Annotated in this window: 24 protein-coding genes and 1 tRNA gene; 11 read left to right on the top strand and 14 right to left on the bottom strand. The window is 63.4% G+C overall.

The annotated features are described in order from the left end of the window. Position 1: 1 nt before the first annotated feature. Positions 2–2,068, top strand: a complete 2,067-nt coding sequence (locus tag NKI18_RS06470) for an FUSC family protein (protein WP_352620528.1) — start codon at positions 2–4, stop codon at positions 2,066–2,068. Here NKI18_RS06470 and NKI18_RS06465 read toward each other — a convergent pair. Beyond that, positions 2,065–3,186: a DUF2336 domain-containing protein gene (locus NKI18_RS06465; RefSeq protein WP_352620526.1), complete on the bottom strand. Its 1,122-nt coding sequence runs from the start codon at positions 3,184–3,186 to the stop codon at positions 2,065–2,067. The two genes, NKI18_RS06470 and NKI18_RS06465, sit on opposite strands and share 4 nt — an antisense overlap. A gap of 110 nt (positions 3,187–3,296) precedes the next feature. Between NKI18_RS06465 and NKI18_RS06460 the strand changes: the two genes are divergently transcribed. Both NKI18_RS06460 and NKI18_RS06455 read left to right on the top strand, forming a co-directional pair. After that, complete coding sequence (locus NKI18_RS06460; protein WP_502900658.1) at positions 3,297–3,788, top strand: MaoC family dehydratase; 492 nt, start codon at positions 3,297–3,299, stop codon at positions 3,786–3,788. A 3-nt stretch (positions 3,789–3,791) separates the two neighbouring features. Beyond that, positions 3,792–4,673, top strand: coding sequence for an HpcH/HpaI aldolase/citrate lyase family protein (locus NKI18_RS06455; RefSeq protein WP_352620522.1), 882 nt, complete (start codon positions 3,792–3,794; stop codon positions 4,671–4,673). A gap of 20 nt (positions 4,674–4,693) precedes the next feature. Here the strand turns inward: NKI18_RS06455 and NKI18_RS06450 are convergent, their stop codons facing one another. Next, positions 4,694–5,278 carry a nitroreductase family protein gene (locus NKI18_RS06450; RefSeq protein WP_352568828.1) on the bottom strand — a complete coding sequence of 195 codons (585 nt, stop codon included), beginning with the start codon at positions 5,276–5,278 and terminating at the stop codon, positions 4,694–4,696. A gap of 156 nt (positions 5,279–5,434) precedes the next feature. Here NKI18_RS06450 and NKI18_RS06445 point away from each other — a divergent pair, with 156 nt between their 5' ends. Further along, the gene (locus NKI18_RS06445; protein WP_023678874.1) at positions 5,435–6,400 is read left to right on the top strand and encodes an RgsD C-terminal domain-containing protein; all 966 of its coding nucleotides are present in this window, start codon (positions 5,435–5,437) and stop codon (positions 6,398–6,400) included. 159 nt (positions 6,401–6,559) lie between these two features. On the opposite strand, the gene thrS is transcribed toward NKI18_RS06445, so the two are convergent. The 4 genes from thrS to NKI18_RS06425 all read right to left on the bottom strand — a co-directional run bounded on the left by thrS (position 6,560) and on the right by NKI18_RS06425 (position 10,275). Further along, positions 6,560–8,533 carry a threonine--tRNA ligase gene (gene thrS, locus NKI18_RS06440; RefSeq protein WP_352620520.1) on the bottom strand — a complete coding sequence of 658 codons (1,974 nt, stop codon included), beginning with the start codon at positions 8,531–8,533 and terminating at the stop codon, positions 6,560–6,562. Between the two features lie 167 nt (positions 8,534–8,700). Next, positions 8,701–9,507 carry a class D beta-lactamase gene (gene blaOXA, locus NKI18_RS06435; RefSeq protein ID WP_352620518.1) on the bottom strand — a complete coding sequence of 269 codons (807 nt, stop codon included), beginning with the start codon at positions 9,505–9,507 and terminating at the stop codon, positions 8,701–8,703. 146 nt (positions 9,508–9,653) lie between these two features. Next, positions 9,654–10,028, bottom strand: coding sequence for a membrane protein insertion efficiency factor YidD (gene yidD / locus NKI18_RS06430; protein ID WP_352620544.1), 375 nt, complete (start codon positions 10,026–10,028; stop codon positions 9,654–9,656). Positions 10,029–10,107: 79 nt separating this feature from the next. Then, positions 10,108–10,275 carry a hypothetical protein gene (locus NKI18_RS06425; protein WP_352620516.1) on the bottom strand — a complete coding sequence of 56 codons (168 nt, stop codon included), beginning with the start codon at positions 10,273–10,275 and terminating at the stop codon, positions 10,108–10,110. Positions 10,276–10,366: 91 nt separating this feature from the next. Here NKI18_RS06425 and NKI18_RS06420 point away from each other — a divergent pair, with 91 nt between their 5' ends. Further along, on the top strand, positions 10,367–11,281 hold the full coding sequence (locus tag NKI18_RS06420; RefSeq protein ID WP_352620515.1) for a LysR substrate-binding domain-containing protein: 915 nt from the start codon (positions 10,367–10,369) through the stop codon (positions 11,279–11,281). On the opposite strand, the gene NKI18_RS06415 is transcribed toward NKI18_RS06420, so the two are convergent. Further along, positions 11,278–11,724: an iron-sulfur cluster assembly scaffold protein gene (locus NKI18_RS06415; protein ID WP_352508752.1), complete on the bottom strand. Its 447-nt coding sequence runs from the start codon at positions 11,722–11,724 to the stop codon at positions 11,278–11,280. The genes NKI18_RS06420 and NKI18_RS06415 overlap by 4 nt on opposite strands. A gap of 240 nt (positions 11,725–11,964) precedes the next feature. Between NKI18_RS06415 and folE the strand changes: the two genes are divergently transcribed. From folE to NKI18_RS06400, 3 genes are all read left to right on the top strand, one after another. Further along, the gene (gene folE / locus NKI18_RS06410) at positions 11,965–12,627 is read left to right on the top strand and encodes a GTP cyclohydrolase I FolE (RefSeq protein WP_023678880.1); all 663 of its coding nucleotides are present in this window, start codon (positions 11,965–11,967) and stop codon (positions 12,625–12,627) included. Positions 12,628–12,637: 10 nt separating this feature from the next. After that, positions 12,638–13,108 carry a phosphoribosyl-AMP cyclohydrolase gene (hisI, locus tag NKI18_RS06405; protein ID WP_352620514.1) on the top strand — a complete coding sequence of 157 codons (471 nt, stop codon included), beginning with the start codon at positions 12,638–12,640 and terminating at the stop codon, positions 13,106–13,108. 84 nt (positions 13,109–13,192) lie between these two features. Beyond that, positions 13,193–14,164 carry a patatin family protein gene (locus tag NKI18_RS06400; RefSeq protein ID WP_023678882.1) on the top strand — a complete coding sequence of 324 codons (972 nt, stop codon included), beginning with the start codon at positions 13,193–13,195 and terminating at the stop codon, positions 14,162–14,164. Positions 14,165–14,183: 19 nt separating this feature from the next. Here the strand turns inward: NKI18_RS06400 and recJ are convergent, their stop codons facing one another. The 6 genes from recJ to NKI18_RS06370 all read right to left on the bottom strand — a co-directional run bounded on the left by recJ (position 14,184) and on the right by NKI18_RS06370 (position 20,450). Further along, positions 14,184–15,968, bottom strand: coding sequence for a single-stranded-DNA-specific exonuclease RecJ (recJ, locus tag NKI18_RS06395; RefSeq protein WP_352620513.1), 1,785 nt, complete (start codon positions 15,966–15,968; stop codon positions 14,184–14,186). Between the two features lie 60 nt (positions 15,969–16,028). Further along, a complete protein-coding gene (glpX, locus tag NKI18_RS06390) occupies positions 16,029–17,012 on the bottom strand; it encodes a class II fructose-bisphosphatase (protein WP_352620512.1) in 984 nt (327 codons plus the stop codon). 202 nt (positions 17,013–17,214) lie between these two features. Then, positions 17,215–18,528 (bottom strand): homoserine dehydrogenase, encoded by a 1,314-nt coding sequence (locus NKI18_RS06385; RefSeq protein WP_352620511.1) that lies wholly within the window; start codon positions 18,526–18,528, stop codon positions 17,215–17,217. Between the two features lie 19 nt (positions 18,529–18,547). Beyond that, positions 18,548–18,787 carry a hypothetical protein gene (locus NKI18_RS06380; RefSeq protein ID WP_352620510.1) on the bottom strand — a complete coding sequence of 80 codons (240 nt, stop codon included), beginning with the start codon at positions 18,785–18,787 and terminating at the stop codon, positions 18,548–18,550. Positions 18,788–18,805: 18 nt separating this feature from the next. Continuing rightward, positions 18,806–20,023: an LL-diaminopimelate aminotransferase gene (locus NKI18_RS06375; RefSeq protein ID WP_352620508.1), complete on the bottom strand. Its 1,218-nt coding sequence runs from the start codon at positions 20,021–20,023 to the stop codon at positions 18,806–18,808. 40 nt (positions 20,024–20,063) lie between these two features. Further along, on the bottom strand, positions 20,064–20,450 hold the full coding sequence (locus NKI18_RS06370) for a hypothetical protein (protein WP_023678887.1): 387 nt from the start codon (positions 20,448–20,450) through the stop codon (positions 20,064–20,066). Positions 20,451–20,547: 97 nt separating this feature from the next. Between NKI18_RS06370 and phaC the strand changes: the two genes are divergently transcribed. From phaC to NKI18_RS06355, 3 genes are all read left to right on the top strand, one after another. After that, positions 20,548–22,383 (top strand): class I poly(R)-hydroxyalkanoic acid synthase, encoded by a 1,836-nt coding sequence (phaC, locus tag NKI18_RS06365; RefSeq protein WP_352620505.1) that lies wholly within the window; start codon positions 20,548–20,550, stop codon positions 22,381–22,383. A gap of 327 nt (positions 22,384–22,710) precedes the next feature. Further along, positions 22,711–23,823, top strand: a complete 1,113-nt coding sequence (locus tag NKI18_RS06360) for a YcbK family protein (RefSeq protein ID WP_352620543.1) — start codon at positions 22,711–22,713, stop codon at positions 23,821–23,823. 174 nt (positions 23,824–23,997) lie between these two features. Further along, positions 23,998–24,072: transfer RNA gene (locus NKI18_RS06355), tRNA-Glu, on the top strand. Between the two features lie 168 nt (positions 24,073–24,240). On the opposite strand, the gene NKI18_RS06350 is transcribed toward NKI18_RS06355, so the two are convergent. Then, positions 24,241–24,954, bottom strand: a complete 714-nt coding sequence (locus NKI18_RS06350; protein WP_353019148.1) for a hypothetical protein — start codon at positions 24,952–24,954, stop codon at positions 24,241–24,243. Positions 24,955–24,961: the final 7 nt, after the last annotated feature.

Genomic DNA, 24,961 nt, shown 5'->3' with positions numbered 1-24,961 from the left:
CTTGACCTGGGCGCGGCTGAAGGACGATATCGGCACGCGGATCGCTGGCCTGACGCGGCCGACGCGCTCGGACTGGATCTTTGCCCTGCGCACCGTTTCGGCCGGCCTCATCGCGATTTTGGCCGCCTATGCGCTGAAGCTCGACCACCCGCAATGGGCGATGATGACGGTGTTCATCGTCGCACAGCCGGTCGCCGGCATGGTGCTGGCGAAGGGGTTTTATCGTCTCCTCGGCACGCTTGCCGGCGCGCTGGCGGCGATCGGCATTACCACTGTTTTCGATGCCAACCCGTGGTTGCTGGTTGCAGTTCTTGCCGTCTGGATCGGCATCTGCTCGCTGGTCTCGTCGCTGCTACGCAATCCGGAAGCCTATGGCGCGGCGCTTGCCGGCTACACCGCGATGATCATCGGCCTGCCGGCTTTCGGCCAGCCGCACCTCGTCATCGATCTCGCCGTGGCGCGCTGCGCGGAAATCGTGCTTGGTATCGTCTGCGCTGCGCTGACCAGCCGGCTGATCCTGCCGAAACTGGCTGCCGACGCCATCATCTCAAGACTGAAACGCAGCATTCTCGACCTGGCGGCCTATGCGGACGGCGCTTTTTCCGGCGGCGATGCGGAAAAGCTTGCCGGGCTGCACCGCAAGCTGATCGGCGACGTCCAGACGCTCGGCGAGATGCGCACTTACGCAAGGCTGGAGGGGCCGAGCCTCGCCACCCGCGCCTATCCGGTCCGGCGTACCATCGGCCAGCTTCTGTCGGCCCTGTCAGCGGCGCGTGCGCTGCATGCCCACGCCGCGCCGAAGAATGCAGCCCTCATCCCCGTTCGCGCCGAGTTGCAGGCCGTTGTCGGCGAACTGGTAGCCAAGCCGGGCGCGCTGGACGATACGGCGCCCTGGGTGGCGCGGCTCGACGCAATCGCCGGCAAGGCACGGCAGATGCCTGACATCGCGGCCGGGCAAGACATTGACTGGGCTGGCACTGTCACCCGCCTAACCATTGCCGCCGACTTCGCCGAGGCAATGCAGCAAGTGCTGCGCGGCCTGGATGCACTCCGCTCTCCCCCGTCTCGTGCCAGTCGCGAACGGCGGCAGCCAGCGCTGGTGGTGCACCGCGATTACCGTGCGGCATCGCGCAATGCCGTGCGCGCAGCAATCGCCACGCTCCTGGTCGCCGGCTTCTGGCTGGCGACGAAATGGTCGGACGCGACCGGCACGGTCATTCTGGTCGCCGTTGTCTCCAGCTTGTTCGCCGCGCGCCCCGATCCGATCCGGTCGGCATGGAACTTCTTCGAGGGCACGTTGCTCGCCCTGCCGTTCGCGTTTGTGGTCGGGCAGATAGCACTTCCAGCGCTGCCGGGCTTTGGCTGGTTCGCGGTTTTCGTCGTCCCGATCCTGGTGCCAGCGGCACTGGGCGTGGCCAATCCGCGCTACGTCGGCGTGGCAACGGCCTTTGCGATCAATTTCCTCGCCTTCCTCAGCCCACATCAGGTCATGACCTACGATCCGGAGCCGTTCCTCGCCAATTCGGCAGCGGTCCTTGTCGGCATTCTTCTGGCGATCGGCGTCTTCGCCGTCGTGCTGCCCGCCGACCCCTGGGTTACAGTCAACCGCATCCTGCAAACCATGCGCGAAGATCTTGCACGCCTTTGCCTGCACGACCGCCTGCCGCGGCGATCGGCCTTCGAAAGCCTTGCCTACGACCGGATCAACCAGTTGATGCCACTGCTGCAGAACGCCGGCAAGAAAGGCGAGGCGGTTCTCGGCGGCGGCATAGCTGCGGTTACCGTCGGCCTCGAAATCCTGCGGCTGCGCAACGAGCAGCAAAGTTCCACGATGCCATCCGAAACGGCACTTTCCATCACCAATTTCCTGCGCGGGCTGGCACGCGAACTGCTGTTCAGGCGCGTCGGCGAGCCGCAGACGGCGACCGTCGCAGTCGCCAGGCAGTATGCAGCTGGCATCGCGGAGCGCAGCGTCGCAGCCGAAATGCTGCAGACCGCCGCCTCGCTGCGCATCATCGCCGCCGCGATTGAGGATTTTCCGGACTTTTTCGCGAAAGACCGGGTTTAGGCAGCAGCGATCGCCAGCGCGTGCCCGCGTGCGTTCTCGCGCAGCGCGTCGAGATGGATCGATTTGACCAGCCTGGCGAGATCGCCTTCTGCGGACTGTCCGCCCAATTCCTTCAGCATCAGCCAACTGACTTCCTGGACGCCGGCGAGGCGTTTGCCATTGGCGACCTCGCGCCAGACCTTCAGCGCGCGCAGGATGATGGCGTGGGTGGCGGCGGCAAGCCCGGCGCTGCGGAACAGTGCCTGCAACGCTATGTCATGCCCGCCGGCCAGCAGTGCTCTCACCCGTTGTTCGGACTGTTGGCTGAGCGCGACCAGCGCCGAACCAAAGAAGTCGACCTTGCCGTGCGCAATGGTGCGGATGACGAAGCTTGCGGTCAGGTCGCCGCGCAGGCGCAGATGTTCGACAAGTGCGGTATGTTCCTCTGCACGCGTGCCTTCGATCAGTGTCACGGAAGCCTTGACGCAAGCATCGCGCGTAACGCGCTCGGCCCTGGCGGCGCCCATCAGCGCCAGCACCAGCGGCAAGCCCTTGAGCGTCTCGCCCACTTTGACCAGCAGCAAATGCCGGCAATCGGCGGGCAGGCGCGCGTCGGCAATCAGCGCTTCGCGCACCAGAGGCAGATGGCCGTGCCGCTCGGCCATGCGCCGAAAGCTGATCGATGCGATATCGGCGCCGCTGTTGGCGAGCAGCGTGGTGCAAGCCTCCGGCTCACCGATCTCGGCGATCGCCGCCGCAACCGACATCGAGACACGCGGCCGGTCGGCGATCACCCTCTGCGTCGCTTTCTGGCCGCCGGCAACCCGATCGATCAGGTCGGCATCGGTGAGCAGCGGCGAGCGCGCCAGCACCAAGGCTGCGACTTCCGGCTGGTCCGAGGCCAGCGCGCTGACGATCTGCGGCGGCGCATGATGGCTCATGGAAAGCGCGTCGGCGATCGCCAGCCGCACCTTCGACGATGCGTCGTCGAGCAGCAGCGTCAGCGCCGCCTCCGCAGCGCAGCGGTCCTCGAAAGGCAGGTCCGAGTCGACATAGGCGCGAGCCAGCGCGCTTGCCGCCGCAGCACGCTCCGACACCTTCGCCGTATGGATCCATTTCAGGAAATGCGAAACGACCATGTCGCCTGCTTACGCCCCTTGCCAGAACGCTTCTGACCCTGGTGGAGACCGTAGGCACAAATGGTTTACGAACGGTTCACCATGTTCGTTAACTGGCTTGCGAGCGCGATATGCAACGCCTATCAACCCTGAAGCAGCGGAGGAGATCGACCATGGCCGGGCTTTATCTTGAGGAGTTCGCTGTCGGCCAAGTGTTCACGCACACGCTGCGCAAAACCGTGACCGAAAGCGACAACATGTTGTTTTCGGTGATGACGTTGAACCCGCAGCCGCTGCACATCGACTTCGACTTCGCGGCGAAGAGCGAATGGGGCAAACCGCTGGTCAATTCGCTGTTCACGCTGGGCCTGATGATCGGCATTTCAGTCAACGACATCACTGTCGGCACCACCATCGCCAATCTCGGCATGAAGGAGACGGTGTTTCCACATCCCGTCTTCCATGGCGACACCATTCGCGTCGAGACCACGGTGGTTTCGGTGCGTGAATCCAGGTCGAAGCCGGACCGCGGCATCGTCGAGCTCGAGCATCGCGCCTATAACCAGAACGATGTGCTGGTTGCCAAATGCACGAGGCAAGCCATGATGATGAAAAAGGCATAGCCGATGCGTTCTCTGCTCTTCGTTCCCGGCGATTCGGAAAAGAAGCTGGAGAAGGGCTTTGGCGTGGGCGCCGACGTGGTCATCGTCGACCTCGAGGACTCGATTGCTGCGCAGAACAAAGGTCTGGCGCGCGACACAGCGGCGCGTTTCATCGCCGCGCACAGGCACCGGACCAGCTCCGCGATCTATGTTCGCGTCAACGATCTTTCGACCGGACTGACCGACGACGATCTGGCGGCGCTCGTGCCAGTGAAACCAGACGGCATCATGCTGCCTAAGTCGAACAGCGGACTGGATGTCCAGCATCTCTCGGCCAAGCTCAGGGTGCACGAAGCCGAAGGCGGCCTGCCGGATGGCGCGATAAGGATCCTGCCGATCATCACAGAAACGGTCGCAGGCGTCTTGGCCGCAGCGACCTACGCCCGTGCAAGCGCGCGGCTTGTCGGCCTCACCTGGGGCGCGGAAGATCTGTCGGCGGCGATTGGCGCACGCGCGACGCGCGACGGGAACGGCCGCTACACGGATGTGTTCCGCTTCGCCCGCACCATGACCATGCTTGCCGCAAGTGCCGCGGAAGTCGCGGCAATCGACACCGTCTTTCCGGATTTTCGCGACATGGCCGGCTTCGAGGCCGAATGCGCCGAGGCCGAGCGCGACGGCTTCACCGGCAAGATGGCGATCCATCCGGCGCAGGTGCCGGTCATCAACGCCGCCTTCACGCCTTCGGCGCAAGCGGTGAAAAGCGCCCTGGCGATCGTCGAGGCGTTCGAGGCGGCAGGAAATCCCGGCGTCGTTGGCATGGATGGCAAGATGTACGACCGGCCGCATCTCAAGCTCGCAGAGCGGCTCCTGGCGCGAGCCAAGGCATCGGAGCTTGATCCTTAGGGGTCTGTTCCGCGCCGAAATTATCCCACCCACGGCCCTGAATAGTCGGCATAGAGCTTTGCCGGATCGGGCCGCGGTCGTTCCGGCGCTGGCCCCTGGTAGGAGCCGATATGGACGAAGCCGACGACCCGCTCATGCGGCGCCAGGCCGAGGATCGCCCTGCCCTCGGGCACGTCGGAATACCAGTTGCTGATCATGTTGGTGCCGTAGCCCAGCGCATTGGCGGCAAGCATCAGGTTCATCGCCGCCATGCCGCCGGACAGGAACATCTCCCATTGCGGGATCTTTGGGTTTTCCCTGGGGATAGAAATCACGCCGATGACCAGCGGCGCGCGCGAAAAGCGCGCCAGTTCCTGGTTGCGGCGGCCTTCCGGCAGCGGCCCTTCGCGCTGTTCGGCAAGTTCTGCCAGCTTCTTGCCGATCTCGATGCGGGCCTCGCCGCGATAAAGGATGAAACGCCAAGGCTCCAGCCGGCCATGGTCCGGCACCCGCGAAGCGGCGGCGATCATCGTCGCGATCTCCGCATCGCCCGGTGCCGGTTCTTTCAAATCCGGAATCGGCGCGGAATTTCGGGTCAGCAGAAGATCGATGATCGGCGACGCCATGGGCGCAAGTCTCCTGGAATTTGAGCTGAAGCGCACCATCGGGACATCGGGCGGCTTGGGCATTGGCGCGGCGCGCCGGACAAAGAGCCCTGTAGCAGAAGCCGACCGGACTCTTAAGCCTTGAAATTGCCACCGCCTTGGGCTTCAACGCAAGGCATGTTTGAGGGGACATTGCGTCTTTTCCTGATATGGCTCGCTGCCGCACTGTTGATGGTGCCGGTTTCGCTTGCCGTCGCCCAGGATGTGGACGGCCTCGGCGAGCTGAAGCTTCCCGGAATTTCGGGCTATGCGCCTCCGAAAAGCGAGACATCGCTGGCATTGGGCAGCAGCGGGGCGATCACGCTGTCGGCGCAATTGACCGACAAGGGCGCCGACATCACGCGCGGCATCGTCTGGCGCGTCTTCAAACCCGAATCGGCCAGCGACGGCAAGCTGCCGATGGTCGCCTCCGCTCATGGCGGCACCGCCATATTCCAGCTCGAGCCGGGTTCGTATCTGGTCCACGCCTCCTACGGGCGGGCCGGCGCCACCAAGCGCATCACCGTCGGCAAGGAAGCCAAGCGCGAGAGCCTCGTGCTCGATGCCGGTGGCCTCAAGCTCGATGCCGTGCTGTCCGGCGGGGTACGCATACCGCCGAAGAAGCTGCGCTTCTCGATCTATGAGAGCCACGCCGCGGCCGATGGCGATCGCGCCCTCATCATACCCGATGTCGAGCCGAACAGCGTCGTGCGGCTCAATGCCGGCACCTACCACGTCGTGTCGACCTATGGCGCGGTGAACGCGGTCATCCGCTCCGACATCCGCGTCGAGGCCGGCAAGCTCACCGAAGCGACGGTCGAGCACCGTGCCGCCGAGATGACCATGAAGCTGGTGCGCGAACCAGGCGGCGAGGCGATCGCCGACACCTCCTGGTCGTTGCTCAATGAATCCGGCGATCCGATCAAGGAAACCGTCGGCGCCTTTGCTTCGATGGTGCTGGCCGAGGGCGACTACACCATCATCGCCAAGAACCGCGACCGCATCTACCAGAAGGATTTTACGGTGGTGGCTGGGCACAACCAGGACATCGAGGTTCTGGCCACCGAGGCTTCGGCCATCGATTCCGAGGAAGGCGCCGACTGAGGCGCGCCCCTCTAAGCTGCCTTGCGCATGCGTCGCGCCGGCGCGTTGCCGACGCGCACGTCGATCGATTTGCCAGATAGGCGCGCGGCGTGACAGGCATATAAAATATAAAAAATGGCGGTGGATCGCTCCACCGCCATTCGTTGCTGGTCGACTGATTCAGGCCGCGCGGCGCTTGCGGTCGGGTGTCACCGCCTCGTCGGCAAGCAGCTTCACGGCGGCTGCGAGGCCGAGCGATTCCTGATCGCGCGACCCGAGACGACGGATATTGACCGTTTCTTCCTCGGCCTCGCGCTTGCCACAGACCAGTATGACCGGGACCTTGGCCAGCGAATGCTCGCGGACCTTGTAGTTGATCTTCTCGTTGCGCAGGTCGGCCTCGGCGATCAGCCCGGCCGCCTTCAGCTGCGCGACGACCTTTCGGGCGTAATCGTCGGCATCGGAAGTGATCGTCGCCACCACCACCTGCAGCGGCGCGAACCAGAGCGGGAAATGGCCGGAATAATTCTCGATCAGGATGCCGAGAAAACGCTCCATCGAGCCGCAGATGGCGCGATGCACCATCACCGGCTGCTTCTTTTCCGAATCCGAGCCGATGTAGAAGGCGCCGAACCGTTCCGGCAGGTTGAAATCAACCTGCGTGGTGCCGCATTGCCAGTCGCGGCCGATGGCGTCCTTCAGCACATATTCGAACTTCGGCCCGTAGAACGTGCCCTCACCCGGATTGACGCCCGTCTTGATCCGGTTGCCCGACCGCGCCGCGATCTTGTCGAGCACGTCCTGCAGCACGCCCTCAGCATGATCCCACATCGCGTCGGTGCCGACCCGTTTTTCGGGGCGGGTCGCCAGCTTGACGGTGATTTCGTCGAAGCCGAAATCGGCATAGGTCGAGAGGATCAGATCGTTGATCTTGATGCACTCGTCGGCGAGCTGTTCCTCGGTGCAGAAGATGTGCGCATCGTCCTGGGTAAAGCCGCGCACGCGCATCAGCCCGTGCAGCGCGCCGGACGGCTCATAGCGATGCACATTGCCGAATTCCGCAAGTTTTACCGGCAGATCGCGGTAGGATTTCAGCCCGTGCTTGAAGATTTGGACGTGACCGGGGCAGTTCATCGGCTTCAGCGCAAACACCCGGTCGTCGTCGGTGTCGTCGCCAGCAACCGTCACCTTGAACATGTTGTCCCGGTACCAGCCCCAGTGGCCTGACGTCTCCCACAGGCTCTTGTCGAGCACCTGCGGCGCGTTTACCTCCTGATAGCCCTGCTCGTCGAGGCGGCGACGCATGTAATTGACCAGGTTCTGGAACATCCTCCAGCCCTTGGCGTGCCAGAACACGACCCCGGGGCCCTCCTCCTGGAAGTGGAACAGGTCCATCTCACGGCCGAGCTTCCTGTGGTCGCGCTTCTCGGCCTCCTCCAGCATCGTCTGATACGCTTCGAGCTGCGCCTGGTCGGCCCAGGCCGTGCCGTAGATGCGGGTCAGCATCGGGTTGTTGCTGTCGCCGCGCCAATAGGCGCCGGCGACCTTCATCAGCTTGAAGGCGTTGCCGATCTGGCCAGTCGAGGCCATATGCGGGCCGCGGCAAAGGTCGAACCAGTCGCCCTGTGCATAGATCTTGAGATCCTGATCCTCGGAGATGGCGTCGATCAGCTCGAGCTTGTAGCGCTCGCCCTTGTCGGCAAAGATCCTTTTCGCCTTCTCACGCGACCACACCTCTTTGGTGAACGGCTTGTTGCGCGCAATGATCTCGCGCATTTTCCTCTCGATCACCGGGAAATCGTCGGGCGTGAATGGCTCGTTGCGGGCAAAATCGTAGTAGAATCCGTTTTCGATCACCGGCCCGATGGTCACCTGCGTTCCCGGCCAAAGTTCCTGCACGGCTTCGGCCAGCACATGGGCTGCATCGTGGCGGATGAGCTCCAGCGCACGCGGGTCCTCGCGGGTGATGATCTCGACTTTGCCCGATCTGCCGATCGGGTCGGAAAGATCGCGCAGCGTGCCGTCGATGCTGTAGGCAACGGCCTTCCTGGCCAGCGACCTCGAGATCGATTCCGCCAGGCCGGCGCCGGTCATCGCCGCGTCGTAATCGCGAACGGAACCATCGGGAAATGTCAGGGAAACGGAATTCAGCATAAGATTCTCCTATCCAGTCCCGCAAACGAGCGCGGGTGGTGAAATGCATGTCGCCCAAGACTGCTTAGCGGTTTCGGGGCTACGACATGCATCAGTAAGAGCCGGATGCGTCCGGCGGCGAGCGGTCTTTTATGGGCAGTTTTCGGCGCCGTAAAGCCGGATGTAGGTCACCTGAGGAGATTCGGCAGATCTTTCAGGAACATCTTGAGCCCCTTTGGCGTGTCGGAACGTTTCGTATCGACTACCAGGCGGGCAAAGACGATCTTGCGAGCATCGGTCTGCGCCCAGCCGACAAACCAGCCAAGCGAGCGCTTGTCGGCGCTGTCGCCGAGCCTGGTCGTTCCGGTCTTGCCCTGCACCGTCCAGCCGCCTGCCCGGAAGGTCGGGACAATCGCGCTGGTCATCGCATGGGCCTTGTCCGAGACCGGCAGTTTCCGCGCCAGCAGCTTGCGCAGGAAATCGACCTGCTCGACCGGCGATATCTTGAGCGAAGAATTCACCCAGGAATGGCTGAGGCCGTCATTCTTGCTGGCAGTGCCGGAGACTTCGGTGTTGCCATAGTCCAATCTGGACACATAGCCGGCAAACTGTTTGCTGCCGAGCCGGCGCGTAATCTCGCGTGAGAACCAAAGGACCGAATCCCTTTCCCAGATCGTCGGGTCGACGGTCTTGCGGTCCCGTTTCGGGGCATTGAACTCTGCCTTGTACTCCCAGCTTGGCGTATGCTCGTCGCTCAGGATTCCAGCATCATAGCCGATCAGCGCCAGCGGAACCTTGAATGTCGAGGCGGGGCTGAAGCGCTGATCACAGGTCCCTTGGCGATACAGCGTCTCGCCGCTTGCGGCGTCGACGATCAGCGTGCATTCGACGTCCCCGAGCGGCGCCGATTGCGCACGGATCGGAAAACCCATCAGCCACGCCAGGACATAGAGAACCACGGCGAAAACGAAGGGAAGACGATCTATCCGGCGCATTTGGTAATCTCTCCTGAAGGGTGTCAGGAGCGGCTTAGCGAGGTGTCTTGTCTCGATTTTGTCTCAAATGCGCTATGTCAGCGCAAGCTGCGGTTAACCCTACCAGATCGTAAAAAGCGATCCCTTTGTGCACCGCACAGTTGCGGTCAACTGTCCAGGTCGCCACGTTTTTTCCCGATCCACCAGTACCGCCATGGCGTGAACCAGAGGTAGCGATCAGCCAGTGCCTCAGGCACCCGGTCGATGCCGTGCGTGCCGAACGGTCCGCAGCGCAGCACCCGGAAAAACCCCATCCAGCCGCCGGCCCACAGCCCGTGGCGGGCGATCGCTTCGTGCGCGTATTCGGAACAGGTCGGCAGATGCCGGCAGGAATTGCCGACGAAGCCGGACAGCGTCAGCTGGTAGAGTCGGACAAGCGACGTGCCGAAGACGCGGCCCGGCGTCTTGCGCCACGGGCCGGGCCAATTGCGTCCTTGTCGAATCGGTCTGGCGCCGTGCGCTTGCCGATGTTGGCCGACCACCGCAGTCTCCACATCGCGTTTCCCTACGCGATAGATGTGCGCATCGGGCCAGGAACGCAATGCCGTTCCGGCAATCCCGTCATGGCCTGGTACGGCGAACCGGGTAGCGGTCGGGCGTCGGCCTTCGACATACGGCGACGCTGGTCGGCGGCCTCTCCTCGCACCAATCCCTATGCGGTTTCTCGTCGTACCACTGAAACGTCGCGATCCGCACGACATCGCCCAGAATGTTGAGAAACTGGATCATGGCGGCACTCCTTGAGCACTGATTAGAGCGCCGCTGGCCTTGCTCTTCAAACGAGAATAACGTCCACGTCAGATAACCCTGAGTTATGCGAATGAAGCGCAGACACCTCCCCCTGACGGCTCTCAGAAGCTTCGAAGCAGCCGGTCGTCACCTGAGCTTCAGCCGTGCGGCCGAGGAGCTTTATGTTTCGCAGGCGGCGATCAGCCGACAGATCCGCGAGCTCGAAACCTTCCTGCGCCAACCTTTGTTCTTCCGCCATCATCGCCGCGTCGAGTTGACCGACACCGGCCGGCGGCTGCTCGACCAGTTGGTCAGAAGTTTCGAGGGCATCGACAGGCTGCTTTCGGAATTGACGGCGGCCCCCACGCAGTCCGTGGTACGTGTCAGCGTCGAGCCATCGCTTGCATCCGTATGGCTGGTGCCGCGGCTCAACCGGTTTCGCGAGTTGCGACCCGACATCGACGTTTCCCTTGAGGTCGACCCGAGGTTGATAGAGTTTCGCAGCGATCAGCCCGAACTTGCCCTACGTTTCAGTGCGCACGCCAACTCATGGCCACGCAGCGAAGCCGAACAGCTTGCCGCGGTCGTCGATTCCCCAGTCCTGTCGCCGGCACTTCTTGCATCCGGCCCAGCTCTGGAAAAGCCGATCGACCTTGGTCGCTATACATTGCTGCACGAAGAAAACCGTCAGGCTTGGGCGCGCTGGTTCGAAGCGGCGGGCGTGACGGCTGATGCCGTGCCTGCGCGCGGCCCGATGCTGGCCGATGCTTCGCTTTCGAAGCAGGCAGCCTTGCTTGGACATGGTGTCGCGCTGGGCGATCTTTTGCAGATCGGCGAAGAACTTGCGTCCGGCGCGCTGATCAAGCCTTTCGACATCGACGTCGCGTCGGGCGCCTATTGGCTAGTGGCCAGAAGGCTGAATGACCTTTCCGAGCCAGCCAGGGCTTTTGCCGACTGGGTCCGGGCGGAATTCGCCGAAAGCCGGCGTTTTCTCGCGAAGGTTTAAGCTGCCTCTTCCGCCCGCTTCTTTTCGATCTGGCCGATCGCGTCGACCACTGCGTCGAAGGTCAGCATGGTCGACGCGTGGCGCGCCTTATAGTCGCGCACCGGCTCCAGGTATTTCAGGTCGGCGAAGCGGCCTTCGGGCGGCGGGCCATTTTCCGTCAGCATCTTCAGCATCGTCTCGCGCACGCTGCGCAATTCTTCTGCACTGGCGCCGACGACATGCTGCGCCATGATCGAAGACGACGCCTGGCCAAGCGCACAGGCTTTCACGTCATGCGCGAAATCGCTGACGACGCCGTCATCCATCTTCAGATCGACGGTCACCGTCGAGCCACACAGTTTGGAATGTGCTCGTGCGGTTGCGTCGGGCCGGTCGAGCCGGCCGATCCGTGCGATATTTCCGGCAAAACCCAGAATTTTCGCATTGTAGACATCGTCGATCATATTTTTCCAATCCGTCGCCGCCCAGCGAACAGCGATTGCCGCTCTGGCGTCTTCCTTTCGCTCGGCACGAACATATATAATGGCGGTAGTCGGGTATCGACAAGGCGACCACAAACCTCGTCATGCCCAAATCTGTTCACGCCACTTACGGGCTGGAAACCGGGCGAGTTTCTAACACCCGAAAGGTCGTGGTCCGTTCAACTCGTTCCTCCTGAGAGAGGAACTACGGGAGACGCCTTTATGGACGCCGTTATCAAGAAACTCATGCCGCAGTCGGCCTATATGGAAAAGCCGGTCACCGACCGGCCAAGCGAGGCCGAAGTCGAAGCCGCGGTGCGCACCTTGCTGCGCTGGACCGGCGACAACCCTGACCGCGAGGGTCTGATCGACACGCCGAAGCGCGTCACTAAGGCGTTCCGCGAAATGTTCAACGGCTACGACATGTGTCCGGCCGAGGAACTCGGCCGCACCTTCGAGGAAGTCGCCGGCTACGATGACCTCGTGATCGTCAAGGACATCACCTTCCACTCGCATTGCGAGCACCACATGGTGCCGATCATCGGCAAGGCGCATGTCGGCTATCTGCCGGACGGCAAGGTCGTCGGCCTGTCCAAGATCGCCCGCGTCGTCGACATCTTCGCCCATCGTCTGCAGACCCAGGAAGCGATGACGGCGCAGATTGCCGGGGTCATCCAGGACGTGCTCAATCCGCGTGGCGTCGCCGTCATGCTCGAGGCCGAGCATATGTGCATGGCCATGCGCGGTATCCGCAAACAGGGCTCCACCACGCTGACCTCGACCTTCACCGGCGTCTTCAAGGATACACCCGAAGAGCAGGTCCGCTTCGTCACCATGGTGCGCGGCGGCGGAACTGATCAGACCCGCCCCACCTTAGTTAAATAAGGACCGGCGAATGTCGGCATTGGAGTTCCCGAAAGCTCCCTCAGACAAGAAGGCGCTTGAGGAAGGCACGGTCCTTTCGCCGCGCTTCGATGCCGGCGGCCTCGTCACCGCCGTCGTCACCGATGCCGAAGACGGCATGCTGCTGATGGTCGCGCACATGAATGCCGAGGCGCTGGCGCTGACGCTCGAGACCGGCATCGCGCACTACTGGTCGCGTTCGCGCAACGCGCTGTGGAAGAAGGGCGAAACCTCGGGCAATGTCCAGGAGGTTGTCGAGATGCTCACGGATTGTGACCAGGACGCGATATGGTTGCGCGTCAAAGTGCTGGGTCACCAAGCAACTTGTCACACCGGCCGACGTTCATGCTTTTATCGGACGGTGGGGCTGAGCGATGGCAAAGGGACACTTGCCAGCGACGACAGCAAGCCGCTGTTCGATGCGGAAAAAACGTATCGAAAGCGCAATACACCATCAATATGAACCATTCGCAGCACTTCAGCCACGTATATTCATGATTTCGATACGGCCCGCCTATAGGATGGCCGTGGGACAAGGGAGATTGTGATGCTCGACTGGGCGTCATTGCGCAACAGACCTGACGTTCGGGAGGCCAATGGCCTCTCCTCGGCCGCGGGCGCATCCGAAACCAAATCTCCGGGCAAAACAGGGATTTCGCTGGCATTGGGCGGCGGCTGTGCGCGCGGCTGGGCGCATATTGGCGTGCTGCGCGCGCTTGACGAAGCCGGCATCGAAGTGTCGATGATCGCCGGAACATCGATCGGCGCGCTGGTCGGCGGCTGCTATGTTGCCGGCAAACTCGACGAGTTGGAAGAATTCGCGCGCAGCCTGACCAGGCGGCGCATTTTTGGCCTTCTCGACCTCAATCTACGCGGCAGCGGCCTGTTCGGTGGCATGAAGCTCGATGCGCGGCTGCGCGAGCACATAGCCGGCATCCGTTTCGAGGACCTGCCAAAACCATTCGTCTGCGTCGCTTCGGAAATCCGCACCGGCCATGAGATCTGGCTGTCGAGCGGCTCGTTGAGCACCGCAATGCGCGCCTCCTACGCGCTGCCCGGCGTGTTCGAGCCGGTCGCCTGCAATGGGCGCGTGCTGGTTGACGGCGCACTGGTCAATCCGGTGCCGGTCTCGGTCTGCCGTGCCTACGAGCAGCCGCTCGTGGTTGCGGTGAACCTTCACTACGATCTGTTCGGCCGCGCCGCGGTGATCAAGCACAATGCCGGCGAGCTGGTCATCGAGAAAGACGCGCCGAGGGCCGGCCACGCCGATCCCGAACGCCAGTCGCGCGAGACGCGGCTCGGCATTACCGGCGTCATGGTCGAGGCCTTCAACATCATCCAGGACCGCATTTCGCGCGCCAGGCTGGCCGGCGACCCGCCGGACATATCGCTGCAGCCGAAGCTCAGCCATATCGGCCTGACCGAATTCCACCGCGCCGACGAAGCGATCCGTATCGGCTACCAGGCAACGATGGCGCAGATCGGCGACCTGACCCGGCTGCAGACCGTCCTCGCTTAGGCAGGGCGGCAGCGAGCTCTCAGGCAAGCGCCGCGTCGACGATACGAAATTGCACCGTGCGGTTGCCGTTCCAGTGGTTGCCCGACAGCGAGCCGGCGACATGCACCGGCTTACCCCTGTTCTTGAACAGGAATTCGCCAAGAGCCGTGTCGACCGCGCGAAAGGCGATCGCCTGGATGCGGCCGCCGCTTTCCGACTGCAGGTCGGCGCGGATGTGGTTGCTGCCGACCGCCCGAGCATCAACAAGCCGGTGACGCGGCAGCGCGAACACCGGCGCGACATGCCCCGCGCCGAATGGCCCGGCTCTTTCAAGTGCATCGAGCAGCCCAAGCGTGGCGCCCTCGGCGGCTAGCGCACCGTCGATCGCCAGGCTCTCCTCGCCTTGCAGCCGGAATACATCCACCGCCGCGCGTTCTTCGAAGAAAGCCCTGAGTTCGCCGAGCTTCGCCCGCTCGACAGTGATGCCGGCCGCCATTCGGTGGCCGCCGCCCTTGACGATCAGCCCGGCATCGGCAGCCTCGCGCACCAGCCGGCCGAGATCGAAGCCAGACACTGAACGGCCTGAACCGGTACCGACACCATTGGCGTTGAAGGCGATGGCAAAGGCCGGCCGTCTTGCATGGTCCTTGAGCCGCGAGGCAAGCAGGCCGACAATGCCAGGATGCCAGTTGCTGCTGGCTGTGACCACGATGGCCGGACCATTGCCGCCGGCAAGCTCGGCGTCGGCCTCTGAGCGCGCCGCGGCCAGCATCTCCTGCTCCATCGACTGCCGCTCCTGGTTGAGCCGATCCAGCGTCTCGGCGATGGTGCGGGCTTCGACCGGGTCGTCGGTTGCAAGCAGGCGGCTGCCAAGTGCTGCGTCGCCGATGCGCCCGCCGGCGTTGATGCGCGGACCGATCAGAAAGGCCAGATGGAACGTGCTGATCGGCTCGCCTATACGCGAGACCCGCGCCAGTGCCGCCAGCCCTTCGTTTCTCTGCTGCCGCGCCACCTGCAGCCCCTTGACCACGAAGGCGCGGTTGACGCCGGTAAGCGGCACCACGTCGCAGACTGTGCCCAGCGCCACCAGGTCGAGCAGGGCAAGCAGGTCCGGCGGTGCGGCATCCGGCAAGCGGCCGCGCAGGATCTTCGCGGTCTGCACCAGGCAAAGGAAGACGACACCGGCCGCACAAAGATGGCCTTGTCCGGAAAGGTCGTCCTCGCGATTGGGGTTGACGACCGCAGCCGCCGCCGGCAACGGCCCGCCGACCTGATGGTGATCGAGCACCACGACGTCGGCGCCGACGGCCTTCGCCGCGTCGATGGAAGCAGCACTATTGGTGCCGCAATCGACGGTGACGATCAGCGTCGCGCCGCGCGAAACGAGTTCGCGCATCGCTTCCGGATTGGGGCCGTAACCCTCGAAGATGCGGTCCGGTATGTAGATCTCCGACGGCACCGAGAAATGTGCGAGAAAGCGCTTGAGCAGCGCCGATGAGGCGGCGCCGTCGACATCGTAGTCGCCAAAGATCGCCACCTTTTCCCTGGCCATCACCGCCTGGGCGATGCGAGAGGCGGCCTTGTCCATGTCGGTCAGCGATGCCGGGTCGGGCAGCAGGTTGCGGATGGTCGGATCCAGAAACCGCTCGGTCTGCTCGGCGGTGACGCCACGCCCGGCCAGCACGCGTGCCACGATGTCAGGCACGCCATACCCTTGCGCGATGGCGAGCGCGGCCATGTCCTGACGCTCGGTCAGCCGGTGCTCCCAGGAAACGCCGGTGGCCGACTGCCTGACATCGAGGAAAAAGCGTCTTTCCCCCGTCACGTGACGCGCCGTCTGCAATTTGTCATTGCGCACAGTATGCAACGGCTAACTGAGTCGAAATCAAAACTTTTCCAGATCCTGGTGCCTGGCCTTGATTTCGCGCACGGTCCGCGATGACGATCGCAGGACGATCGTGTGCGTGGTGATGAAATTGCGGCCGAACTTGACGCCGGCCAGCATATTGCCGTCGGTGACGCCGGTCGCGGCAAACAGCACATCGCCGCGTGCCATGTCTTGCGTGTGGTAGATCCGTTTAGGGTCGGAGATGCCCATCTTGGCGGCGCGCGCCAGCTTTTCCGGCGTATCGAGGATCAACCTGCCCTGCATCTGGCCACCGGTGCAGCGCAAGGCGGCAGCCGCGAGCACGCCTTCCGGCGCGCCGCCGGTGCCGAGATAGATGTCGATGCCGGTCTCGTCCGGGTCGGTGGTATGGATGACCCCGGCGACATCACCGTCACCGATCAGACGGATCGCGGCTCCGGTCGCCCGCACGGCTTCGATCAACGCGCCATGGCGCGGCCGGTCGAGAATACAGGCGGTGATCTCCGCCACCGGCACGCCCTTGGCCCTGGCCAGGCTGGCGATGTTTTCGGCCGGCGAGGCATCGATGTCGATGATGCCGTCGGCATAGCCCGGGCCGATCGCGATCTTGTCCATATAGACGTCCGGCGCGAACAAAAGGCTGCCTTTTTCGGCAATGGCGATAACGGCCAATGCGTTGGGCAGGTTCTTGGCGCAGATCGTCGTGCCTTCGAGCGGATCGAGCGCTATGTCGACAGCCGGGCCTTTGCCGGTACCGACCTCCTCGCCGATATAGAGCATCGGCGCCTCGTCGCGCTCGCCCTCGCCGATCACCACCGTGCCGTTGATGGCAAGACGGTTGAGCTCCTGCCGCATGGCATCGACCGCGACCTGGTCGGCGGCTTTCTCGTCGCCACGTCCGCGCAATCTGGCGGCCGCGACCGCGGCGCGTTCGGTGACGCGCACCAATTCCATGGTCAGTATCCGGTCGAGGCCGGCGACAATGTTCTGGGCCACATTCATCGATGGACAATCCCCGTTGGCACTTTGTTTTTATTATGCATGTCGTTGTCCCAAAACCGCTGCACACTTTTGGGCGACATGCATTAGCCTCCCGCCAGAGACGCGCTTCTTGTGTCAAAGCCCCGTGACAACAGCAAGACCTGCGCTGGACCTTTTTGAAAGCGCAGCAATATCAATCGATTAAACGCAAAATGTGAGACTGCTATCCGGCCCGCTCGATGCGGATGACTTGCGGCTTGTCGGTCAGAAGGCTGTCCCTGGTGATGCCGTCGACGGCCTTGCGCACCGCCGCCTCGGTCGTCTCGTGGGTCACCAGGATGACGGTCTTCTGTGCCTCGGTTTCCGGCCCGGCGGCATGCTGGACGATCGATTCCAGCGAAATGTCGTTGTCGGCCATGCGCTTGGCTATTGCCGCGAAGACGCCGAGGCGGTCGTGTACGGTCAGCCGGATGAAATAACCGCCGGCATGGCTGCGCATCTGCGCTTTCTTGTAAGGCTTCAATTCCTTCGCCGGCCGGCCGAAGACCGGACCATGCTGGAAGCCAGGCCGGCTCTTGGCGATGTCGGCAATGTCGCCGATCACCGCCGACGCGGTGGCGTTGCCGCCGGCGCCAGGGCCGGAAAGCAGCAATTCGCCGAGGATGTCGGTTTCGATCGCCACCGCATTGGTGACGCCGTGCACCTGCGCAATGACCGAGGCCGTCGGCACCATGGTCGGGTGCACGCGCTGCTCGATGCCGCTTTCGGTGCGTTGGGCGACGCCAAGCAGCTTGATCCGGTAGCCGAGATCGCCGGCCGCGCGGATGTCGGCCTGGCTGATGTTGGAGATGCCCTCCATGTAGATATCGTTGGCCGCGATCCTCGTGCCGAAGGCAAGGCTGGTCAGAATCGACAGCTTGTGCGCGGTGTCGTGACCCTCGATGTCGAAGGTCGGGTCGGCTTCGGCATAGCCCAGCCGCTGCGCGTCCTTCAGGCAGGCATCGAACGACAGGCCCTCGGCCTCCATGCGTGTCAGTATGTAGTTGCAGGTGCCGTTGAGGATGCCGAAGACGCGGGTCACCGAATTGCCGGCCATCGCCTCGCGCATCGTCTTGATGACCGGAATGCCGCCGGCCACCGCCGCCTCGTAGTTGAGCAGCACGCCCTTCTTCTCGGCGATCTCGGCCAGCGCCACGCCGTGCTTGGCAAGCAGCGCCTTGTTGGCGGTGACGACATGGCGGCCAGCTTCAAGTGCCGCTTTTACGGACGAGCGCGCCGGCCCGTCGTCGCCGCCGATCAGCTCGACGAACACGTCGATCTCGCCGGTCTGCGCCATCTTGATGGCGTCGTCGAACCACTGTGCGGTACCAAGATCGACGCCACGGTCGCGCTTGCGATCTCGGGCTGAAACGGCTGTGACGACGATGTCGCGTCCGCACTGCCGCGTCAGTTCCGCCGCCTTGTCGCGCAGCACGCGCGCCACCGACGCACCGACGGTGCCGAGGCCGGCAATTCCAACACGCAACGCTTCAGTCATCGGAGAGTCTGTCCGCCAGCTAGAATTGATTTTCGACCGCAACCAGATAGTCGTCGTTTTCATCAGGCTTCCGGGTCACGGTGACTATAGTCCCGGGCTGAAACTCCCACACTTCCGAGGCTGGTATGGGCTGGTCCAAGATGAGGTACGTGGTCGGATCAACTTGTTTTGCTTGCACCGGCCGCCAAACGGAAACCGGCTCATCGATTAGCCTGACATAAATGACGGCTTCGACGTTCATGCTGGCGGGGTCGGTCATGACTGTTGACTGAACCACTCAGCGATGCGCGGCGAGCGGAACGACATTGTTCGGTTGCTTGGTGCTGGACGCGAGGAAGCGCTTGATATTGCGCGCCGCCTGTCGGATCCGGTGCTCGTTTTCGACCAGCGCGATGCGCACGTGATCGTCGCCATGCTCGCCGAAGCCGACGCCCGGCGCTACCGCGACGTCGGCGTGCTCGATCAGGAGCTTGGAAAATTCGAGTGAGCCGAGATGCTTGAACGGCTCCGGGATCGGCGCCCAGGCGAACATCGACGCCGCCGGCGCGGGAATGGTCCAGCCGGCACGGCTGAAAGCGTCGACCATGACATCGCGGCGTTTGCGGTAGACGTCGCGCACTTCGGCGATGTCGGCGCCGTCGCCGTTGAGTGCATGCGCCGCCGCCACCTGGATTGGCGTGAAGGCGCCGTAGTCGAGATAGGATTTCACTCGCGTCAGCGCCGAGATCAGCCGTTCATTGCCGACCGCAAAACCCATGCGCCAGCCCGGCATCGAAAAGGTCTTCGACATCGAGGTGAACTCGACGGCGACGTCTATGGCGCCCGGCACCTGCAGCACCGAAGGCGGCGGATTGCCGTCGAAATAGATCTCCGAATAGGCAAGATCCGACAGGATGATGATGTCGTTCTTCCTGGCGAAGGCCACCACCTCCTTGTAGAAATCGAGCGAAGCGACCAGTGCCGTCGGGTTGGATGGATAATTGAGGATCAGTGCCAGCGGCTTCGGGATCGAATGGCGGATGCCGCGCTCCAACGCCGGGATGAACCCGTCGTCCGGCTCGACCTGCAGCGAGCGGATGACGCCGCCTGACATAATGAAGCCGAAGGCGTGGATCGGATAGGTCGGGTTGGGGCACAGGATCACATCGCCGGGGGCGGTGATCGCCTGCGCCATATTGGCAAAGCCCTCCTTCGAGCCGAGCGTCGCCACCACCTGGCTGTCCGGGTCGAGCTTCACACCGAAGCGGCGGGCATAGTAGTTGGCCTGGGCACGACGCAGGCCCGGAATGCCGCGCGACGACGAATAGCGGTGCGTGCGCGGATCGCGTACCACCTCGCAGAGTTTGTCGACGATGGCCTTGGGCGTCGGCAGGTCCGGATTGCCCATGCCAAGGTCGATGATGTCGGCGCCGCGCGAACGGGCGCTGGCCTTCAGCCGGTTGACCTGTTCGAAGACATAGGGCGGAAGCCGGCGGACCTTGTGAAATTCTTCCATGGCAGTTCCAAACAGTGAGGTTGCGGTCGCGCGTATAAGCTTATTTGCAACTAGGGTCGAGAGCGGGGTCGCATTTGCCTTCGATCTGCTTCAGCGCCTCGGCGCCGTGTTTTTTTGCCAGCTGGTCCAGCGCTGCCTGGTCCGCAACCTTGACGCCGCCGCCCTTGGCGGCCTGGCTCTGCTCCTCGGCCTTCAATTGGGCGAGCTTGGCGTTCTTTTCCTCGTCGGTGAATTGCTCGGCCGCCACCTGCGGCCGGATGTTCAGGTTCGGATAGGAACCGGTGTCCTTCGCGCCGACAAGGCCGGTGGCGGGCGCTGCACCTTCTATGTTGCTGCTCGTGCAACCGGCCATCGCCAACAGGACGAGCGCCATGCGGCAAAAACGACCAGTGCCGGAAAAAACGTTCTTGCCAATATTAATCGTCATATTGTTTTCCTGGCGGCCGGGTTAGAGCACATTGGACCCTGTTCGATATCCCATGGTAATATGTCAACAAAACGCTTCGGGAGGAACCCCGCGAACCATGTCCAAAACACCCGATTCGGGCAAAGCGGAAGATGACCAACCTTCGACCGTCGAGCAATATCTGGTGAAGGACCCGGAACGCTTCGCTCTGAACATGGCCCGCATGATCGAGCAGGCCGGCAAGGCCGCCTCGGCATGGGCCGAGCCGCGGGAAAAGGGCGAGGTGCGCGATCACGTCGCCGAGCCGGTCGTCGACATGGTGAAGACGTTCTCCAAGCTCACCGAGTACTGGCTCTCCGACCCCCAGCGCGCGCTGGAGGCGCAAACGCGGCTGTTTTCCGGCTACATGACCGTCTGGGCCAACGCCGTCCAGCGCATCGGCGCCGGCGCCGAGGACGCCGAGGACGCGGTCAAGCCCGAGCGCGGTGACAAGCGTTTCCAGGACCCGGAATGGGGCCGCAACGCCTTCTTCGATTTCCTCAAACAGGCGTATCTGGTCACCTCGCGCTGGGCGGCCGAACTGGTCGAGCACGCCGACGGCCTGGACGAGCACACCCGCCACAAGGCCGGCTTTTATGTCAAGCAGGTGTCCAATGCCATCTCGCCGTCGAATTTCATCCTGACCAATCCGGAATTGTTTCGCGAGACTGTCGCCTCCAACGGCGAAAACCTGGTGCGCGGCATGAAGATGCTTGCCGAGGACATCGCCGCGGGCAAGGGTGACCTGAAGCTGCGGCAGGCAGATTATTCGCCCTTCGAGATCGGCAAGAATCTCGCCGCCACCCCGGGTAAGGTGGTCGGCCGCAGCGACGTCGCCGAAATCCTGCAATACGAGCCGACTACCGACACCGTGCTCAAGCGGCCGTTGCTGATCTGCCCGCCATGGATCAACAAATACTACATCCTCGACCTCAACCCGCAAAAATCCTTCATTCGCTGGGCGGTCGAGCAAGGCCACACCGTGTTCGTAATCTCCTGGATCAACCCGGACGAGCGGCACGGCGCCAAGAGCTGGGAGGCCTATATCAGGGAGGGCCTGCAATACGGCCTCGACACGATCGAGAAGGCCACCGGCGAAAAGGACGTCAACGCCATCGGCTATTGCGTCGGCGGCACGCTTCTGGCGGCGGCCCTGGCGCTGATGGCGCAGGAAGGCGACCACCGCATCAAATCGGCGACCTTCTTCACCACCCAGGTCGATTTCACCTATGCAGGCGATCTAAAAGTGTTCGTCGACGAGGAGCAGGTCGCGGCCGTCGAAAAGGCGATGAACGAGAAAGGCTATCTCGACGGCACCAAGATGGCGACCGCCTTCAACATGCTGCGCTCGGGCGACCTGATCTGGCCCTATGTCGTCAACAACTACATGCGCGGCAAGGATCCCCTGCCTTTCGACCTGCTGTACTGGAATGCCGATTCGACCCGCATGGGCGCTGCCAACCATTCCTTCTATTTGCGCAATTGCTATCTCGAGAACAGGCTTTCGCAAGGCATGATGGAACTGGCGGGCCGCACGGTTTCGCTGAAGGACGTTACCATTCCGGTCTACAACCTCGCCTCTAAGGAGGACCATATCGCGCCGGCGCTGTCGGTATTCCTCGGCTCGAAATATTTCGGCGGCGAGGTCGATTACGTCATGGCCGGCTCCGGCCACATCGCCGGGGTCGTCAATCCGCCGGCGGCGCAGAAATATCACTACTGGACCGGCGGCAAGCCGGCCGGCGACTTCGACCAGTGGCTCGCCGGGGCCACCGACCATCCCGGTTCCTGGTGGCCGCACTGGCAACGCTGGATCGAAGCCAAGGACAATACCCGCGTACCGGCCCGCAAACCGGGCGAGCATATGCAAGTTCTAGGCGAAGCCCCCGGCACCTATGTCAAGGTGCGCGTGTAACCATCTGTAATGTGTGGTGAGTTGACGCGCCGCCAAAAGCGGGCGAAATGGTGCCGTCAACCCTGAGCAGCCTTGATTCATCCTCTAGCCGCCAAATTACTTTGAGGCTTGCAGATTTGACACAGGTCTCGTTTCCGGTTCGGGGAACAAGGGTCATTTCGACGAGACGTTTCGACGCCGCGCCAATGACGAACCGGTCGGATATCGAGGGGGAATTTTGTTTTGAGATCAGCAGGATCGCGCCTCGCGAAGGGAGAAAGCCGCGCCATTGTGGCGGCGCTTTTCTCGGTGCTCCTGGCGTCCTGCACCTCGGCCGGCGACCCGACCATGTCGGTCGGAATGCCAGGCTACAATACCTCGGCTACCGAAATCAGCACGGCCGCCGGTGCGCCCCAGGCCAGCACGGCCGCATCATCGTCGCAGATGACAACCGCACAAATGACGATGAATGCCGACGGCGACGCCAACCTTCCCGAGCAGGTCGCCTATGTGCCAATAGCCAAGCCAGGGGCCAAGCCCGATGCCGGCTTCCCGATCGCCGTTCCCACGGCAGCCGAGACTATCACGGGACGCACGCCGCAGCCGCTGCAACCAAACGCCCAGACGGCCGATCAGGCCGTGGCACAGAACAGTGCTGATGCATCGAAGCCCGACGCCAAGGCCGCCGCGCCGGCGATGAACAACCCGGTCTATGTGACCGCCGGCGAGATGCCGCAGCCACAGGCCTACGCACCGAAGAAAAACTTCCTGGCCTCGCTGTTCAGCGCCACCCCCGCTTCGGCAGCATCGCCGGCCAACAGCAGATCGGGCGGGCAGCCAACGGTCGTGCAGGCCAAGGCGACGCCTGCGGCAAAACCCACCGTGACCCTGGCCTCGGCCGATCCGGCTGAAAAGCCGGTGCAACTGGTGTCGACGGGCGATACCAGCCACTTCACGGCCGATGCGCTGCCCGGCGTGCGCCAGACGGCGCTGTTCGAGATCAAGCGCAAATCCGGCCTCGACGATGAGAGTGACGTCGATCTCAACGAAGACGAAGGTTCGGGTGGCGCCTACCAGGTCGCCTCCGCCGCTGGCCTCGCACGGCTGGCACCCAACGGCCTCCTGAAACAGAACGAAAGCGTCGATGTCGCCTGCTTGAAGCCGTCGCTGGTTCGCGTGCTGAAGACGATCGAAGGCCACTACGGCCGCAAGATGACGGTCACCTCCGGCTATCGCGATCCGGCCCGCAACCGCCGCGCCAACGGCGCCAAGAATTCGCTGCACATGTACTGCGCCGCCGCCGACATCCAGGTCCCCGGCGTCTCGAAGTGGGAACTGGCGAGCTACATCCGCACCATGCCGGGCCGCGGCGGCGTCGGCACCTACTGCCACACCGAATCCGTTCACGTCGATGTCGGACCGGAGCGCGACTGGAACTGGCGCTGCCGCAGGCGCGGCTAGGGCGAGGATCTTCCGTCACCGCGAAGGCCCTTCGGCGGCGTTGCATCATGCCGCAAAAACCAGCTTGGCTGTCGGAAAGACGCGGTTTGGAGCCAAAGGAAAAAAGTTGTCGCAGCCGGCGGCAGACGGGTTGCCGGTTTGTCGCGACGCAACTATAAGCGCTCAGATCTGAGCGCGCCCATCGTCTAGCGGTCAGGACACCGCCCTTTCACGGCGGTAACAGGGGTTCGATTCCCCTTGGGCGTACCAGATTTTCCCCTTAAATCTCAACTACTTAGCCGGCCCAGACGGGGCGATCCGGGCGCGTCGGGCTAACTGCAGGCTAATATGGAACCGAGTCGCGGGCCGTCCGCCAGCCAACAACAGACGGCCCGCCCGCGCGCCTGGGGAAGGAGATGTCCCCGGCGCAACGCCTTGTCAGGCGCGCAGGGCCTCCTGAACTGCCCGCTCGGATGCCTCAGCTCGCTCGACGATATCGCTGCTGCTCAGGCCGGTGTAGAACCTGATGGCAAGCTGGCCTGCGCGGTCGATGTCCTCCACCGCGCGGCCCAGCCGCTGCATCCGGTCCACGTCTGGGCCGTGGCGCTTATCGCGCCAGCGATGGCGCAGCATCTCCATCTCCTCGGCAGAGATGCCGGAGAGCATGGCCGGCCCGTTGAGCACGGCGGCGACCACGGTGTCGTCGCCCACTGCGGTGGCCAGCGCGGCGGCGCGCTGCTTGTCGGTCATCGAGGCAAACCGGGCACGGACCTCGCTGGCGAGCATGACGTCGACGGGGCTGGTCGGCCGGGGCGGCGCGCTGGTCAGCGCTGCGAGCCGGTCGATCTCCTTGACGGCAGCCGCCCTTGCGGCGTCCAGCTGGCGCAGGCCGGGCTCAACAGCACGCCAGCCCTTGTCCTTCACCTCACGATGGCGCGCCGGGATCGTCGCCATCTCGTTAGCCATCACGGCGGCGGCAATTCGCTTGGCCTTCTCAGTGGCGACGCGGGCGGCCTGCATGGCGTCGTACATCAGGCCGATGGTGGGGTCGCCGACGATGTCCCTTGTCAGCGGATCGCGCGCATAGTGCCGGGCGATCATCTCCTCGTGAATGCTAACGGGAACGTTGTCCCTGTCCTTGGTGGCTGGCATGGTGGTC

Origin of the sequence: Mesorhizobium sp. M0800, from assembly GCF_040320095.1 — a bacterium.
Taxonomy (GTDB): Bacteria; Pseudomonadota; Alphaproteobacteria; order Rhizobiales; family Rhizobiaceae; genus Mesorhizobium.
The sequence above is the reverse complement of the archived record's forward strand: the minus strand, read 5'-3'. Positions and strand labels throughout refer to the sequence as shown.

What these genes read in the sequence shown, in the direction of transcription:
- NKI18_RS06465 (WP_352620526.1), bottom strand. Translation starts at nt 3,186, where the DNA reads ATGGTCGTTTCGCATTTCCTGAAATGGATCCATACGGCGAAGGTGTCG.
- NKI18_RS06460 (WP_502900658.1), top strand. Translation starts at nt 3,297, where the DNA reads ATGCAACGCCTATCAACCCTGAAGCAGCGGAGGAGATCGACCATGGCC.
- NKI18_RS06455 (WP_352620522.1), top strand. Translation starts at nt 3,792, where the DNA reads ATGCGTTCTCTGCTCTTCGTTCCCGGCGATTCGGAAAAGAAGCTGGAG.
- NKI18_RS06450 (WP_352568828.1), bottom strand. Translation starts at nt 5,278, where the DNA reads ATGGCGTCGCCGATCATCGATCTTCTGCTGACCCGAAATTCCGCGCCG.
- NKI18_RS06445 (WP_023678874.1), top strand. Translation starts at nt 5,435, where the DNA reads ATGTTTGAGGGGACATTGCGTCTTTTCCTGATATGGCTCGCTGCCGCA.
- thrS (WP_352620520.1), bottom strand. Translation starts at nt 8,533, where the DNA reads ATGCTGAATTCCGTTTCCCTGACATTTCCCGATGGTTCCGTTCGCGAT.
- blaOXA (WP_352620518.1), bottom strand. Translation starts at nt 9,507, where the DNA reads ATGCGCCGGATAGATCGTCTTCCCTTCGTTTTCGCCGTGGTTCTCTAT.
- NKI18_RS06425 (WP_352620516.1), bottom strand. Translation starts at nt 10,275, where the DNA reads ATGATCCAGTTTCTCAACATTCTGGGCGATGTCGTGCGGATCGCGACG.
- NKI18_RS06420 (WP_352620515.1), top strand. Translation starts at nt 10,367, where the DNA reads ATGAAGCGCAGACACCTCCCCCTGACGGCTCTCAGAAGCTTCGAAGCA.
- NKI18_RS06415 (WP_352508752.1), bottom strand. Translation starts at nt 11,724, where the DNA reads ATGATCGACGATGTCTACAATGCGAAAATTCTGGGTTTTGCCGGAAAT.
- folE (WP_023678880.1), top strand. Translation starts at nt 11,965, where the DNA reads ATGGACGCCGTTATCAAGAAACTCATGCCGCAGTCGGCCTATATGGAA.
- hisI (WP_352620514.1), top strand. Translation starts at nt 12,638, where the DNA reads ATGTCGGCATTGGAGTTCCCGAAAGCTCCCTCAGACAAGAAGGCGCTT.
- NKI18_RS06400 (WP_023678882.1), top strand. Translation starts at nt 13,193, where the DNA reads ATGCTCGACTGGGCGTCATTGCGCAACAGACCTGACGTTCGGGAGGCC.
- glpX (WP_352620512.1), bottom strand. Translation starts at nt 17,012, where the DNA reads ATGAATGTGGCCCAGAACATTGTCGCCGGCCTCGACCGGATACTGACC.
- NKI18_RS06385 (WP_352620511.1), bottom strand. Translation starts at nt 18,528, where the DNA reads ATGACTGAAGCGTTGCGTGTTGGAATTGCCGGCCTCGGCACCGTCGGT.
- NKI18_RS06380 (WP_352620510.1), bottom strand. Translation starts at nt 18,787, where the DNA reads ATGACCGACCCCGCCAGCATGAACGTCGAAGCCGTCATTTATGTCAGG.
- NKI18_RS06375 (WP_352620508.1), bottom strand. Translation starts at nt 20,023, where the DNA reads ATGGAAGAATTTCACAAGGTCCGCCGGCTTCCGCCCTATGTCTTCGAA.
- NKI18_RS06370 (WP_023678887.1), bottom strand. Translation starts at nt 20,450, where the DNA reads ATGACGATTAATATTGGCAAGAACGTTTTTTCCGGCACTGGTCGTTTT.
- phaC (WP_352620505.1), top strand. Translation starts at nt 20,548, where the DNA reads ATGTCCAAAACACCCGATTCGGGCAAAGCGGAAGATGACCAACCTTCG.
- NKI18_RS06360 (WP_352620543.1), top strand. Translation starts at nt 22,711, where the DNA reads ATGTCGGTCGGAATGCCAGGCTACAATACCTCGGCTACCGAAATCAGC.
- NKI18_RS06350 (WP_353019148.1), bottom strand. Translation starts at nt 24,954, where the DNA reads ATGCCAGCCACCAAGGACAGGGACAACGTTCCCGTTAGCATTCACGAG.